This window comes from Rathayibacter sp. AY1F3 (assembly GCF_002931975.1).
GTDB lineage: Bacteria > Actinomycetota > Actinomycetes > Actinomycetales > Microbacteriaceae > Rathayibacter.
The window spans coordinates 16,240-31,183 of sequence record NZ_PSVF01000004.1 but is presented as its reverse complement, the minus strand read 5'-3'; the positions used below and the strand labels follow the sequence as shown (position 1 = coordinate 31,183).

Here is a 14,944-nt window from a genome sequence, read left to right as displayed (position 1 = left end):
GGCGGATTCCCCGATGCTAGACGATCGGCGGACGCCCGGCGAACGCCATCCGGAGCACCGTGCGGGCCGAGAGGACGCGCCGGCCGCCCGGATCCGAGCGCCATCCCTCCCGCCAGCCGACGAACCAGGCGCGCAGGGCGGCCGGGTCGCGACGCCAGCGGACGCACTGGATCGCGGTCCAGGACGCCACGTAGACGAGCGCCAGAGGTGCGGCGAGGTTGCGGCGGGCGAGCCAGACGCGGTTGCGCGCGTTCAGCCGGTAGTAGTCGGCGTGACGGGTCGGCTGGATGACCGGGTGCTGGGCGACGAGCTCTCCCGCGTACCAAGCGGTGCGACCCGTGTCCCAGACCCGCCAGGCCAGCTCGATGCCCTCGTGGGCGTAGAAGAACGGAGCCGCCCAGCCGCCCGTCCGGGCGAACACGTCGCGCCGCAGCACGACCGCTCCCTCCCAGACCGAGAAGACGGGGCCGGAGCGGCGGGGGTCGCCCTTGAGGATCCGCGGGATCCAGCGCCGCGGGCTCGGCGTGCCGTCCGTGCTGTCGACGCGGGGCTGCACCAGGCCGATGCGGCGGTTCGAGGCGAGCAGCGCGATCGCATCGACGAGGAAGCGGGGGGACGGGATCCGGGCGTCGTCGTCGAGGAAGAAGAGGTACTCCCCCGCGACGGCGTCGACTCCGGCGTTCCGGCCCGCCGGGATGCCGAGGTTCTCGGGGAGCGCCAGGGCGCGCACTCCCTCGGGCAGGCCGTCCGGCTCCCAGCCGTTGCCGACGCAGACGACGTCCAGCTCGACGCCCTCCTGCGCGAGGACGCCGGCCAGCCCCGTGGCGAGGTCGTCGGGCCGGGTCCCCTGCGTCAGGACGACGACGCCGACCCGCGGCTCAGGAGCGGACACGCTTGGACGCCATGATCGCGACGAAGTGGCCGACCAGGGCGAGGAGGGCGAGCGGCAGCAGCGCCCCGACGAGGACCCGGTCGGCCGTGCCCGCTCCGACGACGAGGCCCACGAGGGCGGTCGCGAAGGCCAGCATCGTCAGCTCGACGGAGTGGTAGAGGCGGTGGAAGGGCAGGAAGCGGGCCGCGCGGCGAAGCCCCGCCAGTCCGGACGAGGACGGCACCGCCTCGCCCTTCGTGTCCGCCAGCTTCGTGAGACCGGCGTTCGCGCGCGCCACGTGCACCATGTCGTTGAGCGCCTTGTTGAGGACGATCACCAGGGCCAGGGCGAAGCCGATCGTCGTCCAGAGGAAGTCCGCCGGCGCCTCGAACGGGACGCCCGCCGCCCGCAGTCCGAGCGCGATCGGGATCAGCGCCTCGGTCGTGTAGTGCCCGACCTTGTCGAGGAACACGCCCGCCGGCGAGGACGTGCGGCGCCAGCGCGCGACCTCGCCGTCGCAGCAGTCCACCAGCATCTGCAGCTGGCCGAGGAGCAGCGCCAGCGCCGCTCCGGCGATCCCCGGGATCAGGAGGGCTGCCGCCGCGCTCCAGCCGACCAGGATCATCAGCCCGGTGACGCCGTTCGCCGAGATCGAGGTCTTCAGCAGCAGCCAGGTCAGGTAGGGCGAGAAGCGGCGCAGGTAGAGCGACGCCGTCCAGTGCTCGGCGTTGCGGCGCCCGCGCACCTCCGGGGGCTGCGCGACGGCGCGCAGCTCGGCGATGGAGCGGGGTCTCGTCGTCGTGGTCATGCGCCCCTCGGCGAGTCGGACCGCGGCTGGTGGCGGTGGGCGGAGATGTTGCTGGTCAGCCCGGCGAAGCCGAGCACGAAGCCGGTCCCCCAGGCCACGTGGACCGCCGGGATGACCACGGCGAACCACAGCATCGCACGCGCACCGTTCGGCCGCGCGACCACGAGAGTGGCCGCCGCCACCAGGAGGAGGTAGGCGGCGGGCACCGCGAACCCGAGCAGGAGCCAGGGCGCGGCTCCGGCGAGCGCCTGGACGACTCCCGCCAGCCCGACGAGCAGCCCGATGGCGAGCATGGCGACGAGCACGGGCGGAGCGAAGTAGCGCAGCGACCGCGAGGCCGGGAACATCCGGGTGAGCTCGCCGCGCCACATCCCGGTCGAGAGGAACTGCCGGAGCAGCGCGCGCATCGAGGGCCGCGGCCGGTAGGTGACGGTGAGGCGCGGAGTGAACCAGACGACCTCGCCGCGCTCGCGCAGCCGCCGGTTCAGCTCCCAGTCCTGCCCGCGCTTGAAGCGCTCGTCGAACAGGCCGGCGCGCTCGAGGGCGGAGCGGCGGAAGACGCCGAGGTACACCGTGTCGGCCGGGCCCTCCTCGCCTCCCACGTGGTGGGGCGTGCCGCCCAGGCCGATGCGGGAGCCGTACGCCCGGGCGACCGCGCGCTGGAACGGGGTGAGGCCCTCCGCCGCCATCACTCCGCCGACGTTCGCCGCTCCGGAGCGCTGCAGCGCCTCGACCGCCGTGCGCGCGTACTCGGGCGGCAGGACGGAGTGCGCGTCGACCCGGACGACGACCGGGTGACGCGAGGCGCGGATCGCGGCGTTGAGGCCCGCAGGAGTGGAGCCGACCTCGTTCGGCACGACGCGGATCCGCGGGTCGGCCGCGCTCAGCTCGGCGACGAGCTGCTCCGTGCCGTCGATGCTCGGGGCGACGGCGAGGACGACGTCGAAGGGGCCGGTGTAGTCCTGGTGCAGCAGCGAGTCGACCGCGGCGCGCACGTGGGCGACCTCGTTGAGGACGGGCATGACGTAGGAGACGCCGGGCAGGTCGGAGAGGTCGTCTTCCGGGATCTCGTGCTGCATGGGTCCAGTTCGTGCGGGAGGAGCGCGGGCGCAGGGATCCACCACCCTACCAGCGGGGACCGCCCCGCCCCGGGGCCCGGCCCGGACGCGGAACAGCCCCCCGGGGACCGATCCTCGAGGGGCTGAGCGCGGTGGCGGAGCACAGCTCCCCGGGGACGGATCCTCGAGGGGCTGTGCGCGGCGGCGGAGGGTCAGCCGGCGGCCATCTGGCCGAGCGTCGCCTTCGCCTGGTAGCTCTGGCCGTTGCGGACGTAGGTCAGCTCGACCGCGGCGTTCGCGGCCTGCGCGCGGACCTGCGCGGTGAGGTCGGACGCGCTCGTGATCGGAGTGCTGTCGATCGCGGTGATGATGTCGCCCTTGGCGAGACCGGCCGCCTGCGCGGCACCGCCTCCGGAGACCTCCTCGATGCGGGCGCCGAGGACGTCCGCGGTCGAGTCGGAGACGCTCGCGCCGAGCAGGCCGTGCGAGGCGGAGCCGTTCGCGATGATCTCCTTCGCGATGCGCTCGGCGATCGCGCTGGGGATCGCGAATCCGACTCCGATGTTGCCGGACTGGCCGCTCGAGGAGGACTGGCCGGCGCTCGCGATCGCGACGTTCACGCCGATCAGCTCGCCGTCGCTGTCGAGCAGCGCGCCGCCGGAGTTGCCCGGGTTGATCGCCGCGTCGGTCTGGATGACGGGCAGCGAGATGGTGCTCTTCGCCTGGGTCGGCGCCTGCTGGCCCGGGATGTCGAAGTTGAACGGGCTCTCGGTGCCGCCGCTCGAGCTGTCGCCCGAGTCGTCCGGAGCCGCCGAGGAGGCGACCTGGATGCTGCGGTTGAGCGCGCTGACGATGCCGTCGGTCACGGTTCCGGAGAGGCCGAGCGGGGCGCCGATGGCGACCGCCGTGTCGCCGACGTTGATCTTGGTGGAGTCCGCGAACGTCATCGGGCTGAGGTCGGTCGCGCCGGTCAGCTTGATGACGGCGAGGTCGAGGGTCGGGTCGGTGCCGACGACGGTCGCGTCGAAGATCCGGCCGTCGCTGGTCGTGACCGAGACGGTGCCGTTCGCGATCTCGCCGTCGAGGGTGACCACGTGGGTGTTGGTCAGGACGTAGCCGTCCTTCGAGAGCACGATGCCGGAGCCGGTGCCGGCGGACGAGCTGCCGCTCACCGCGATGGTGACGACGCTCGGAGTGGCCTTGGCGGCGACCGCGGTGGCGGTCGTCGCGTCCTCGGCGTTGTTGACCGTGATCGTCTGCGAGCCGCCGGCGGAGACCACGCGGGTCCCGCCGCCGTTGGAGGCGGACCAGAGGCCGAACACGCCGGCTCCCGCGACTCCGCCCACGACCGCGCCGATGGCGAGCGCCGCGACGACGCCCACTCCGGCTCGGCGCTTCGTGGCGGTGGGGGCGGGGGTGTACTCGGCGCCCGGGCCGAAGGGGCTCGAGGAGGGCGGCTCCTCGGAGCCGTGCAGGGTGTTCGCGGCGGGCGGCGCGTACTGCCCGTAGCGGGCGGGCTGGGAGACGGGCTGCGCCTCGTTGCCGGCCGTCGCGTTCGGCGTGTACGGCGGCTGGGGGGCCGAGGAGGAGGGGTAGGGGACGGTCGGGTTCTCGCTCTCGCGGTGCGCTCCGCCCCGGTGGGTCGGCTCGGTGGGCCCGGTGGTCGAGGACGACGCTCCGGAGCTCTCGCCGGGGGTGCGCTCGGTCGCCTCTCGGGCGCCGGACTCCGTCGGCGTGGTGGGTTCCTCCGGCTGACGAGGACCCTCGTGACTCTCGGTCATGGGTGCTGCTCCTTCCAAGCGGGGATAGCTTGGCGATCGTACCTGGGGGTTTCTTATGACGGGCCTGCGAGCGGGAAATGAAACCGGCCGGACTGCTCGAGCGGGCACACTGGGCACGTGAGCATTCCCGGATCCTGGTCCCGCGCCGCGGCGGGCGCCGGCCTCCTCGGCCCCGGTGGCGAGGTCGCCGCCACCGTCTTCAGCGAGATGAGCGCGCTCGCCCTGCGCACCGGAGCGGTGAACCTCGGCCAGGGCTTCCCGGACGAGGACGGCCCGCGCGAGATCCTCGACGCCGCGCGCGACGCCATCGCGTCCGGGCTCAACCAGTACCCGCCGGGTCCCGGCTTCCCCGTCCTGCGCGAGGCGATCGCCGCGCACCGGCTGCGCTTCTCCGGGATCGCCCTCGACCCCGACGGCGAGGTCCTCGTCACCACGGGCGCCACCGAGGCCCTGGCCGCGGCTCTGCTGGCCCTGCTCGAGCCGGGCGACGAGGTCGTCACCTTCACGCCCCACTACGACGCCTACGGAGCCCTGATCGCCCTCGCCGGAGGGGTGCATCGCACCGTGCTCCTGCGCGGCCCCTCCTTCGCGGTCGACCACGACGAGCTGACCGCCGCAGTGAGCGACCGCACGCGCGTCATCCTGGTGAACGACCCGCACAACCCGACCGGTGCCGTCCTCCCGGCCGAGACCCGCGAGCTGATCGTGCGGCTCGCCGAGCGGCACGACGCCGTGATCCTGACGGACGAGGTCTACGAGCACCTGCGCTTCGACACTCCGCACGTCCCGCTGGCCTCCCTTCCCGGAGCCTTCGAGCGGACGCTCTCCGTCTCCTCGGCGGGCAAGACCTTCAGCACCACGGGCTGGAAGATCGGCTGGGTCACGGGCCCGCGCGAGCTGATCACGGCCGTCCTCGCCGTGAAGCAGTTCCTCACCTACGTCAGCGGCTCGCCGTTCCAGGGGGCCGTCGCCCTCGGGCTCGGGCTCCCGGACGCCTTCTTCACCGGCGCGGCGCAGACGCTGGCGGCCAAGAAGGATCTGCTGTCGGCGGGCCTGGCGGCCGCGGGCTTCGGCGTCGCGCCCTCCTCGGGCGGCTACTTCGTCGTCGCGGACGCGGCACCGCTCGGCTATGACGACGGGGTCGCGCTCTGCCGGGCGCTCCCGGAGCTCGCGGGAGTGGTGGCGGTGCCCGTGTCGGCGTTCTGCCGCCCCGAGGACGCCGCTCCCTACCGCTCGCTCGTCCGCTTCGCCTTCTGCAAGCGGTTCGAGGTGCTGGAGACCGCGGTCGCGGGCCTCGCGCGCATGGCGCGCTGAGTAGCCGGCCTCAGCGGATGCGGACGGATGCCCGGCGCCGTCGGGCCGGGGGCGGCGGTCAGAGCGGCAGCACCCGGAAGCGCCGCAGCGCCAGAGCGGGGTTCTTCGCGCGCGCCGCGTCGATCCGCTCGCGCGAGACCCAGGCGACGGCGACATCCTCGACCTCGCCGAGGGTGACGGTCTCGACGCCCATCGGATCGACGATCATGCTCGTGCCGACCCCGATCGGCGGGGTCTGGTCGGCTGCGACGAGGTACACCGTGTTCTCGAGCGCGCGGGCGGTGACCAGCGTCCGCCAGTGCGCCTCCTTGAGCGGGCCGCGCACCCACTCGGCCGGTGCCGCGATGACGTCGACCCCGGCGTCGACCAGCCAGCGGCTGACCTCCGGGAAGCGCAGGTCGTAGCAGGTCTGCAGCCCGACGACGAGGCCGCCGACCTCGAACGTCTCGGGTGCGGCGATCTCCCCCGCGGCGACCCACTCCGACTCGGTCTGGCCGAAGGCGTCGTACAGGTGCAGCTTGCGGTAGCGGGCCACGAGCGCGCCCTCGGGGTCGAGCGCGACGAGCGTGTTCGCGATGCGGCGCCCGTCCACCGCCTCGACCATGCCCGCCACGAGGTGGATCCGGAGCCCGCGCGCGAGCGCCGCGAGAGCCGTGACGAACGGGCCGTCGAGCGCCTCGCCCGCCGCGACCAGCTCGGGCCCGAGCGGATCGGTGAAGGCGGAGCTGTACTCCGGCAGCACCACCATGCTCGCGCCGCGCTCGGCGGCGATCCGGGCCAGGCGCCCGATCGTCGCGATGTTCGCCTCCCGGTCCGTCGAGGGGGCGAACTGCGCCACGGCCATGCCGACGGCGCCGGTCATCAGCTCGGCGGGTAGAGGAAGAGGGCGACCTGGGAGGCCGGGATGGTGCGCTTGTGGTACGCGTGGTCGTTGCCCCAGTTGTACTCCTCGAGCGAGACCGTGCCGTCGGAGTTGACGGCCTGCACGTAGGCGACGTGGTTGCCGGTGAACCAGGCGACCGCGCCGGGGACGGGCGTGCTGCTGGTCACCCAGCCGTGGGAGGCCCACTGGCCGGCCCACGCGTAGGCGCTGCCCCCGCCCGGGGTCATGTTGCCCCAGGTCCACTTGAAGGGTGCGCTCGTCGAGCCCTGGTCGCGGTTGATCCGCCAGGCGACGAAGTCGACGCACTCGCGGTAGTAGTACCGCAGCGGCGAGAGGCCGCCGCCCTGGTCGTCGGTGAGCTGGTCGCGCCAGGGGTAGTCGTCGCCCTCCTCGCGGGGCGTGACCGAGGTGCTGGTGCCGCCGCTGCCTGCGGCGGCGCCGTCCGCGCCGGTCGTGCCTGCCGCGGCCTGCGCCTCCTGGGCGAGGCGGGCGGTCTCGGCGTCGCGGGCGGCCTGCTCGGCGGCGGCGAGCGCGCGCGCCTGGGCGGCCGCCTCGTCGAGCTGGGCCTGGGTCGGTGCGGTGAAGGAGTCGCGGATGACCTGCTCCTGGACCGCGGTCGGCGCGACGGTGAGCTTCTGGTTGCCGAGCGCCTGCACGCGGGCGGCGGCCTCGACGGCGGCCTGCGAATCGGGTGCCGGGTCGAAGGAGTAGGCGGGGAGCGCGGAGACCGCCACGAGGCCCGCGATGGCGGCGAGGGCGACCGTGCTGACGGTCGCGCGGAAGACACGGCCCCGGCGGCGCCGCACGGGGCGGACGGGCGTGAGGACCGGAGTGGTGACGCGTGCTGCGGGCAGCGCGTGCGGCGCCTGCCGCGGGCTCCGCCGGGTCGGGCGGTCGCCGAGCCCCTCGTTCGAGCCGTCGTCCCCGCGTTCGTCACTCACAGCAGCACCCCTCGCATCGGGGTCGAGCCTAACGTGCGGGCCGGTCCGGCACACGCGCCGGCGCGGAGCGTCGGGAGGCCGGTCCGCGGATGCGGGTCGCGCAAGACCGCCTCGCGGTCGGCGGCGCCGCGGGCGGATCCGACGGCGACGCGGACGGGCGACCGGAGTAGCGTCCGGAGCGGAGCGGGCGCGACCGTGCGGCCGCGGGACGGAGGACGGCGATGATCCGGAGCGAGAGGGCCTTCAGCGGCTTCAGCGTGGACGACGTGGTGGCGGCGCGGGCCTTCTACGGCGGAGTGCTCGGGCTCGAGGTCGAGCTGAACGCGATGGGGATCCTCGACATCCGGCTGCCGGGCGGAGGCCGCGCGATCGCGTACCCGAAGCCGGACCACGAGCCGGCGTCGTTCACGATCCTGAACTTCTCGGTGGAGGACGTCGACGTGGCGGTCGCCGAGCTGCACGCGGCCGGCGTCATCACGGCGATCTACGACGACCCGTCGCTGCCGACCGATGCGGACGGAGTGATGCGCGGCCACGGGCCGACGATCTGCTGGTTCCGCGATCCGGCGGGCAACGTGCTGAGCGTGATCGAGGGCGACTGAGGTCTCCGCCCGCGCACTGTCAGCCGCGGGCAGCACGTCCGCGACCCGTGTTAACGACGAAAGCCGGCCCTTCTCAGGACCGGCTTTCGCTTTCTTGTTGCGGGGGCAGGATTTGAACCTACGACCTCTGGGTTATGAGCCCAGCGAGCTACCGAACTGCTCCACCCCGCGGCACAAGAAGAGACATTACACGCGTTCCGGCGCCGGTGCAAATCGACGCGGCGGCGGGAGCGGGCTCCGGTCTCAGGCGGGCTTGGCGGCGCGCAGCACGGCGCTCCCGTCCACGCTCAGCCCGACCGCCGTCAGGGCGGCTGCGAGCTCGGACGAGGTGCGCGACCAGGTGCGGACGTCGGCGTCGACGGGAGCGGACGACGACGGGGCGACGAGCACCGCGCCGCCGGGGGCGACGAACCACTCCACCAGCCGCGCCCACTCCTCCAGGTCGGGGAGCCACGAGACGACGCCGGCGCTGCAGAGCACGACGTCGAACGAGTCGGGCTCCGGCAGCATGTGCCGCAGCTCGTAGAGGTTCGCGCAGACGAAGCGGGCGGAGCCGGCGAGGTCCCTGTCCGCGGCGGCGGCGCGTGCTCGGCGCACCGCGGGCATCGAGAAGTCGACGCCCACCACGCGGGCGCCGCGCTCGGCGAGCTCGAGCGCGTCGAGCCCGTCGCCCGAGCCGAGCTGGAGGATCCTCGGACCGGGGTCGAGGAGCGCCGCGGTGACGAGCTCCGGGTGGAGCGCACCCTCGCCGGTGCGCTCCTCCCAGTACGTGCGGTTCAGCTCGAGCCACTCCCCCGAGCGGAGGTGCTCGCCGCGGTCGACCTGCACCATGCGGGCTACTGGCCGCCCTCGGCCTGCAGCGCCCGCGAGAGCGCCTCGGTCAGCTGCTCGTCCGCCGCCGCGAAGGCGGTGAGGTCGCCCGCCTTGAGGGCGTTCTCGCGAGCCGTGAGGGCGTCCCGCGCGTCGTTCAGCGCCTGCTGCAGCGCCGTCTGGTCGCCCGTGGCCGGCGTGGAGCCGGTGCCGCCGGTCGTGCCGCCCGCGTCGCCTCCGGTGTCGCCGCCCGAGGTGCCGGTGCCCGCGTCCGGAGTCGTCGGCGTGCCGGTGTCGCCCGCATCGGCTCCCGAGTCGCCGCCGAAGAGGCTGTCGAGGGCCGCGTCGAGGGTGTCCTCGAAGGCGATGTCGTCACCGAACGCGACCAGCACCTTCTGCAGGAGCGGGAAGCTCGTGTCTCCGTTGGAGCGCACGTAGATCGGCTGGACGTAGAGCAGGCCGCCGCCGACCGGCAGCGTGAGCAGGTTGCCCCTCGTGACGGTGGTGTCGCCGCGGGAGAGGATGTTCAGCTCGTTCGCGACCGTCGGGTCGGTGGTGAACGCGTTCTGCACCTGGCCGGGGCCGGGCACCGTGTCGTCCTTCGGCAGCTCGAGCAGGCGGAGCGTGCCGTAGCCGTCAGCCACGGAGCCCGCCGTCGAGCCGGCGTCGGAGTCGGCCACGAGGTAGCCGGTCAGCACGTTGCGGCTGGCCTGCGCGCCCTGGACGCTCGCCGGGATGTACGTCGAGTAGAGCGAGTACGACGGCACGTCCTGGTCCGGCGTCTGCAGGGTCAGGTAGTACGGAGGCTGCAGGCTGGTGCCGGTCGCGGCGGCCGTGGTCGCGGCTCCGCTCGTCGGGTCGTTCGGCGTCGCCCAGGCGTCCTCGCGGGAGTAGAAGGAGCCCGCGTCGGTGACGTGGTAGGTGCCGAGGACCGCGCGCTGGACCTTGAAGAGGTCCTCCGGGTACCGGACGTGGCTGAGCAGCTCACCCGACATGTCGCTCACGGGCTTCACCGTGGTCGGGAAGATCTTCTGCCAGGTCTGCAGGATCGGGTCCTCGGTGTCCCACGCGTACAGCGTGACGCTGCCGTCGTACGCGTCGACGGTCGCCTTCACCGAGTTGCGGATGTAGTTGACGTCGTCGGTCGGGAACTGCTGCTGCGTGTTCGTGTCGGCGATCGCCTGCGAGAGGCTCTGCACCTCCGAGTACGGGTAGTCGGCCGAGGTGGTGTACCCGTCGACGACCCACTTCACGCGGCCGTCGACGACGGTCGGGTAGGCGTCGGAGTCGAGCTTGAGGTACGGCGCGACCTTCTGGACGCGCTGCACGGGATCGCGGTCGTAGAGGATCTGCGAGTCGTCGTTCACGCCGTCCGAGAGGAAGATCTGCTCCGACTGGAACTTGATCGCGTAGACGAGCTTCTTGAAGACGTTGTCGAGAGCGGGGCCGCCCTCGCCGTCGAAGGTCGTGTAGGTCTGCTGCGCGCCGTCGGTGCCCGAGGGGTAGTCGAGCTCGATGTCGCGCGAGTCGTTGCCGCCCACGATCGAGTACGGCGGGGAGTTCTCGCCGAAGTAGATCCGCGGCTCGTAGTCGCCGAGGTCGCCCGTCGTCGGGACGCCGGACTCGATGAACACCGGCTCGCCGTCGGCCGAGCGCTGGTTGCCGTACGCGGCGACCAGGCCGTAGCCGTGGGTGTAGACGAGCGTCTGGTTGTACCAGGTCTGGTTGGTGCCGAGGCCGTTGAGGTTCAGCTCGCGGACGCCGACCACAGCGTCCTGCGTCGATCCGTCGATGGAGTAGCGGTCGACGTCGAGCGCGTTCTGCGTGTCGCCGAACTTGTAGTACTGGCGGAACTGCTGCAGCTGCGAGAACGCGTCGGTGACGACGGCGGGGTCGAGGATGCGGATGTTCGCGGTGGTCTCGGCGTCCGAGCGCAGGGCGCCCGGCTCCGCGTCGGTGGTCGCGTCGTAGGGGATGACGTCGACGTCGCTGACGCCGTAGGCCTGGCGCGTCATGTCGATGTTGTTCTGGATGAAGGGCTGCTCGAGCGTGCGCTCGTTGGGCTCGACCTGGAACTTCTGCACGATCCACGGGTAGAGGGAGCCGACGAGCAGGCTCGACACGATCAGCAGCGCGGTGCCGATGACCGGGAAGCGCCAGCGGCCGATGAAGGCGGTGACGACGAAGAGGATCGCGACCAGCGCCGCGATGCCGGCCAGGATCTGCAGGCCCGGGATCGTCGCGTTGACGGTGGAGTAGGTGGCGCCGGTGATGCGGGGCCCCTGCTGCGCGAGCGTCGCGTACTGGTCGAGCCAGAGGCTGACCGCCTGCACGGCGAGGTAGAGGGCGGCGATGACCGCCAGCTGGATGCGCGAGGCCTTCGAGATGCGGATCTCGCGGCCGTTCACACGGATCGCTCCGTAGAGGTAGCCGGTGGCGAGGGTCGCGAACGCCGAGATCAGCAGGACCGCCGACGCGAAGCCGACGATGCTCTGGTAGAAGGGCAGCTCGAAGAGGTAGAACGACGTGTCGAGGCCGAACTGCGGATCCGTGGTGCCCGAGGGCGTGCGGTTCCAGAAGGTGAGGCTCGTCTGCCAGCGGGTGGCGGAGGAGACGCCGGCGAAGAGGCCGAGCACCGCGGGGATCCCGAAGGTGGCCAGGCGCCGCAGCGGCTCCACGACCTGCTGGTAGCGGTCGATCTGCGAGTTGAGCTTCGCGTAGACCGGCCGGAGGCGGTACGCCAGCATCAGGCTGATGAACACCGGCACCGCCATGGCGACGAAGCCGATGACGAAGAGACCGCCCGCCGCCGCCCACTGCGTCGTGAGCACGGAGAGGAAGCCGAGCTGGTCGTACCAGAGGATGTCGGTGTACAGACCGGCGAAGACGAAGAACGCCACCACCAGGACGGCCACCACCACGACAGTGACGGCGAGGACGCTCCGTCTCTTCCGCGGCGGGGTTTCGGTTGCTGTGGAACTCACGTGAGGGCCTCTTGCTGTCGAGATGTGAGGGGAGGCCACCCATGCTATGCGACGGCTGTCCGGCTCACCTGGGCGTCGACCCGGGGTCGGCGGGCGGGATCAGTCGAGGGGAGCGGCGGTGCTGCAGTCCGGCAGCCCGGAGGTGTCGCCCGCGGCGATGCCCTTCAGTGCGGCGAGGGCGTCGTCGAGGGTCGAGACCGCGAGCACGTCGAGCCCGTCGGGGACGTGGCCGACGACCTCGTTGCAGTTGGTCGCGGGGGCGAGGAAGTACTCGGCTCCGGCGCCCTCCGCCCCGTAGAGCTTCTGGCGGATCCCGCCGATGGCGCCGACCTCGCCGGCCGCGTCGATCGTGCCGGTCCCGGCGACGCTCCGCCCGCCGTTGAGCTCGCCCTCGGTGAGCTTGTCGATGATCCCGAGGGCGAACATCATGCCCGCGCTCGGCCCGCCCACGTCGTCGAGCTGGATGTCGACCTCGAACGGGAAGTCGAAGGCCGCTCCGGGGAGGACGCCGATGACGGCGGCGCCGTTCGAGTCGCGCGGCGTGACCTCCACCTCCTGCCGGACGCCCTCGCGCTCGATGCTGACCTGCACCGGGGAGCCGGTGCCGAGGGTCTGCAGGGTCGCGCGCAGGGCGGTCGCGTCGGCGACAGGGGTGCCCGCGACCGCGAGGATCTCGTCCCCCGCCTCCAGGACGCCCTCGGCCGGGGAGCCCTCGGGCACCTGCACGACCGAGACGCGCTGCTCGACGGGGTAGCCGAGCTCGGTGAGCGCGGCGGCGATCGCCTCCTGCTGGGAGTCGGTCATCTCGGCCTGGTTCGCCTCGTCGCGCTCCTCGACCGTGGAGGAGGGAGGGAAGATCGCGTCGACCGGGACGACCGCCTTGGTCCTGTCGAACCAGGCGCTCGCGACCTCGACCCAGGTGGGCAGGCTCTGCGGGTTGCCGACGACCGACACGGTGAGCATGTCGAGCGTGCCGGCCGTGGGATAGGTGGTGCGGTCCGGGATCGAGATGAGGGGCACGTCCTTGCTGCTGCCCAGGGTGTCGAACACGGGGCCGGGCTGCTCGATCACGTAGGGGGCGGGCGCGACGCCCAGACCGACCACGACGGCGACACCCGAGAGGAGGACGACCGGTCCGACCCACGGGCGGCGCGGGGAGGAGGAGGGGCGCGGGTCGTCGGAGAACAGCGACACGGGGGCCTTTCTGGCAACGGGTGGAGCGGCTCCGCCGGGATGTTCGCGGCGGGCGGAAGCGGGCTGGGCCCGAGCGGTGCTCTGCACGCCGAGGCCCCGGGCGCTCGGGCTAACGTAGCTTGCACGACTGGGAGTCGCGCCGGAACCGGCGCCCTGTGCAGGGCCGCGGAGGCGGTGCGGCGACCGGATTCACGTGAGCGACGGAGGGCTGATCCCGATGGCCGATGGCGACAGTGCGGACCGAGCGGGCGGCGGCTCCGAGGACGAGTTCCGGGAGATGCTGCGGCAGTTCCTCTCGGGGAACGGCCCGGTCGACCCCTCGCAGCTCGCCGGAGCGGCGGGACTGCCGAACGACCCGGTGGCCCTGCAGAACCTGCTCTCGCAGCTGCAGAGCGCGATGCAGCAGAACGGCGACGGCGGCGTCAACTGGACGCTCTCGCTCGAGCAGGCGAAGCAGCTCGCGCGCGCCGAGTCCGCGCCGGTGTCCGACTCCGTGCGGGCTCCGATCGACGCGGCCTTCGGCGTCGCCGCGCTCTGGCTCGACGAGGTCGCGTACGTCTCCGAGCTGAGCCGCACGCCGCGCTCGATCAGCCGCCTCGAGTGGATCTCCCTGACGATGCCGGTCTGGACCCAGCTCGCCGAGCCGGTGGCGCTGAGCATCTCGGACGCGCTGACCCGCGTGCTCCGCGAGCAGGCCCCGGAGGAGATGCAGGCGATGATCGCCGGTGCCGAGGGCATGATGCGCGGGATCGGCGGCACCCTGTTCGCCCTGCAGCTGGGCCAGGTCGTCGGGCAGCTCGCCGCCGAGGTCGTCTCGGGCGGCGACATCGGCATCCCGCTGCTGGAGGAGAACGACGCGGCGATCCTGCCGCAGAACGTCGCCGCGTTCGGCGAGGGCCTCGACATCCCGCTGGACCAGGTGCAGCTGTACCTGGCGGTCCGCGAGCTCGCGCACGCCCGCCTCTTCCGGCACGGCAAGTGGCTCCGTCTCGCCCTCATCTCGCAGATCACCGACTTCGCGCGCGGGATCAGCATCGACACCACCCGCCTCGAGGAGCTGGCCGAGGGCTTCGACCCGTCGAACCCCGAGGAGCTCCGCGACGCGATGACCTCCGGCGCGCTCATCCCGCCGAAGACGGAGGAGCAGCTCGCCGCGCACGGCCGCCTCGAGACCGTCCTCGCCCTCATCGAGGGGTGGGTCGACGTCGTCACCGCGGCGGCGACCACCCGCCTGCCCAGCGCCGGGGCGATCGCCGAGACGGTCCGCCGCCGCCGCGCCTCCGGCGGGCCGGCCGAATCCGCCTTCGCGACCCTCGTCGGCCTGGAGCTGCGCCCGCGCCGCCTCCGCGAGGCCGCCGCGATGTGGCAGGCCGTGACCGACGCCGTCGGGCCCGAGGCCCGCGACTCCCTCTGGTCGCACCCCGACCTGCTCCCCGGCTCGGAGGACCTGGACGACCCGAGCGCGCTCGTCGCCCGGCTCACGGCCGAGGCCCGCGGCGAGACCCCGGAGCCCGACGAGATGGACCGCGCGCTGGAGGACCTGCTGAACGGCACGATGCCGCGCGAGGGCGACGGCGCCTCCGGAGACGCTCCGGACACGACCGACGACGCCGGCTCGCCGGACGACGACGACCGCGGCTCCTCCCCCACGGGCGACCGCCCCGTCTGACCCCCGTCCGGCGCCCGCCTGTGGACAAC

At 73.0% G+C, this 14,944-nt stretch carries 12 protein-coding genes and 1 tRNA gene; 3 read left to right on the top strand and 10 right to left on the bottom strand.

Annotation, left to right across the window (positions count from 1 at the left end; genetic code table 11):
• Positions 1-16 precede the first annotated feature (16 nt).
• From C5C39_RS03915 to C5C39_RS03900, 4 genes are all read right to left on the bottom strand, one after another.
• Positions 17-892: a glycosyltransferase family 2 protein gene (locus C5C39_RS03915; protein WP_104352721.1), complete on the bottom strand. Its 876-nt coding sequence runs from the start codon at positions 890-892 to the stop codon at positions 17-19.
• A complete protein-coding gene (locus C5C39_RS03910) occupies positions 879-1,679 on the bottom strand; it encodes a CDP-alcohol phosphatidyltransferase family protein (RefSeq protein WP_104223579.1) in 801 nt (266 codons plus the stop codon). Before C5C39_RS03910 ends, C5C39_RS03915 begins: the two co-directional genes overlap by 14 nt.
• Positions 1,676-2,758 (bottom strand): glycosyltransferase family 2 protein, encoded by a 1,083-nt coding sequence (locus C5C39_RS03905; protein WP_181136308.1) that lies wholly within the window; start codon positions 2,756-2,758, stop codon positions 1,676-1,678. Before C5C39_RS03905 ends, C5C39_RS03910 begins: the two co-directional genes overlap by 4 nt.
• Before the next feature lie 191 nt (positions 2,759-2,949).
• On the bottom strand, positions 2,950-4,518 hold the full coding sequence (locus C5C39_RS03900; RefSeq protein WP_104352720.1) for a S1C family serine protease: 1,569 nt from the start codon (positions 4,516-4,518) through the stop codon (positions 2,950-2,952).
• 117 nt (positions 4,519-4,635) lie between these two features.
• Here C5C39_RS03900 and C5C39_RS03895 point away from each other — a divergent pair, with 117 nt between their 5' ends.
• Entirely contained in the window at positions 4,636-5,832 is a 1,197-nt protein-coding gene (locus C5C39_RS03895; protein WP_104352719.1) for an aminotransferase class I/II-fold pyridoxal phosphate-dependent enzyme, read from the top strand.
• Between the two features lie 58 nt (positions 5,833-5,890).
• Here the strand turns inward: C5C39_RS03895 and C5C39_RS03890 are convergent, their stop codons facing one another.
• Together C5C39_RS03890 and C5C39_RS03885 are read right to left on the bottom strand one after the other, a co-directional pair.
• Positions 5,891-6,694, bottom strand: coding sequence for a carbon-nitrogen hydrolase family protein (locus tag C5C39_RS03890; protein WP_104352718.1), 804 nt, complete (start codon positions 6,692-6,694; stop codon positions 5,891-5,893).
• On the bottom strand, positions 6,694-7,656 hold the full coding sequence (locus tag C5C39_RS03885) for a CHAP domain-containing protein (protein ID WP_181136307.1): 963 nt from the start codon (positions 7,654-7,656) through the stop codon (positions 6,694-6,696). Before C5C39_RS03885 ends, C5C39_RS03890 begins: the two co-directional genes overlap by 1 nt.
• Positions 7,657-7,877: 221 nt before the next feature.
• Here C5C39_RS03885 and C5C39_RS03880 point away from each other — a divergent pair, with 221 nt between their 5' ends.
• Positions 7,878-8,258: a VOC family protein gene (locus C5C39_RS03880; RefSeq protein ID WP_104352716.1), complete on the top strand. Its 381-nt coding sequence runs from the start codon at positions 7,878-7,880 to the stop codon at positions 8,256-8,258.
• A gap of 97 nt (positions 8,259-8,355) precedes the next feature.
• On the opposite strand, the gene C5C39_RS03875 is transcribed toward C5C39_RS03880, so the two are convergent.
• The 4 genes from C5C39_RS03875 to C5C39_RS03860 form a co-directional block, all read right to left on the bottom strand.
• A tRNA-Met gene (locus C5C39_RS03875) sits at positions 8,356-8,429 on the bottom strand.
• A gap of 72 nt (positions 8,430-8,501) precedes the next feature.
• The gene (locus C5C39_RS03870) at positions 8,502-9,089 is read right to left on the bottom strand and encodes a bifunctional 2-polyprenyl-6-hydroxyphenol methylase/3-demethylubiquinol 3-O-methyltransferase UbiG (protein ID WP_104352715.1); all 588 of its coding nucleotides are present in this window, start codon (positions 9,087-9,089) and stop codon (positions 8,502-8,504) included.
• A gap of 5 nt (positions 9,090-9,094) precedes the next feature.
• A complete protein-coding gene (locus C5C39_RS03865) occupies positions 9,095-12,052 on the bottom strand; it encodes a UPF0182 family protein (protein ID WP_181027225.1) in 2,958 nt (985 codons plus the stop codon).
• Between the two features lie 99 nt (positions 12,053-12,151).
• Positions 12,152-13,246 (bottom strand): PDZ domain-containing protein, encoded by a 1,095-nt coding sequence (locus C5C39_RS03860; protein ID WP_104233183.1) that lies wholly within the window; start codon positions 13,244-13,246, stop codon positions 12,152-12,154.
• Positions 13,247-13,463: 217 nt separating this feature from the next.
• Between C5C39_RS03860 and C5C39_RS03855 the strand changes: the two genes are divergently transcribed.
• Positions 13,464-14,915 (top strand): zinc-dependent metalloprotease, encoded by a 1,452-nt coding sequence (locus C5C39_RS03855; RefSeq protein WP_104238192.1) that lies wholly within the window; start codon positions 13,464-13,466, stop codon positions 14,913-14,915.
• Positions 14,916-14,944 lie beyond the last annotated feature (29 nt).

Coding starts and splice junctions, on each gene's coding strand:
- C5C39_RS03910 (WP_104223579.1), bottom strand. CDS start 1,679: ATGACCACGACGACGAGACCCCGCTCCATCGCCGAGCTGCGCGCCGTC.
- C5C39_RS03905 (WP_181136308.1), bottom strand. CDS start 2,758: ATGCAGCACGAGATCCCGGAAGACGACCTCTCCGACCTGCCCGGCGTC.
- C5C39_RS03900 (WP_104352720.1), bottom strand. CDS start 4,518: ATGACCGAGAGTCACGAGGGTCCTCGTCAGCCGGAGGAACCCACCACG.
- C5C39_RS03890 (WP_104352718.1), bottom strand. CDS start 6,694: ATGACCGGCGCCGTCGGCATGGCCGTGGCGCAGTTCGCCCCCTCGACG.
- C5C39_RS03880 (WP_104352716.1), top strand. CDS start 7,878: ATGATCCGGAGCGAGAGGGCCTTCAGCGGCTTCAGCGTGGACGACGTG.
- C5C39_RS03870 (WP_104352715.1), bottom strand. CDS start 9,089: ATGGTGCAGGTCGACCGCGGCGAGCACCTCCGCTCGGGGGAGTGGCTC.
- C5C39_RS03855 (WP_104238192.1), top strand. CDS start 13,464: ATGGCCGATGGCGACAGTGCGGACCGAGCGGGCGGCGGCTCCGAGGAC.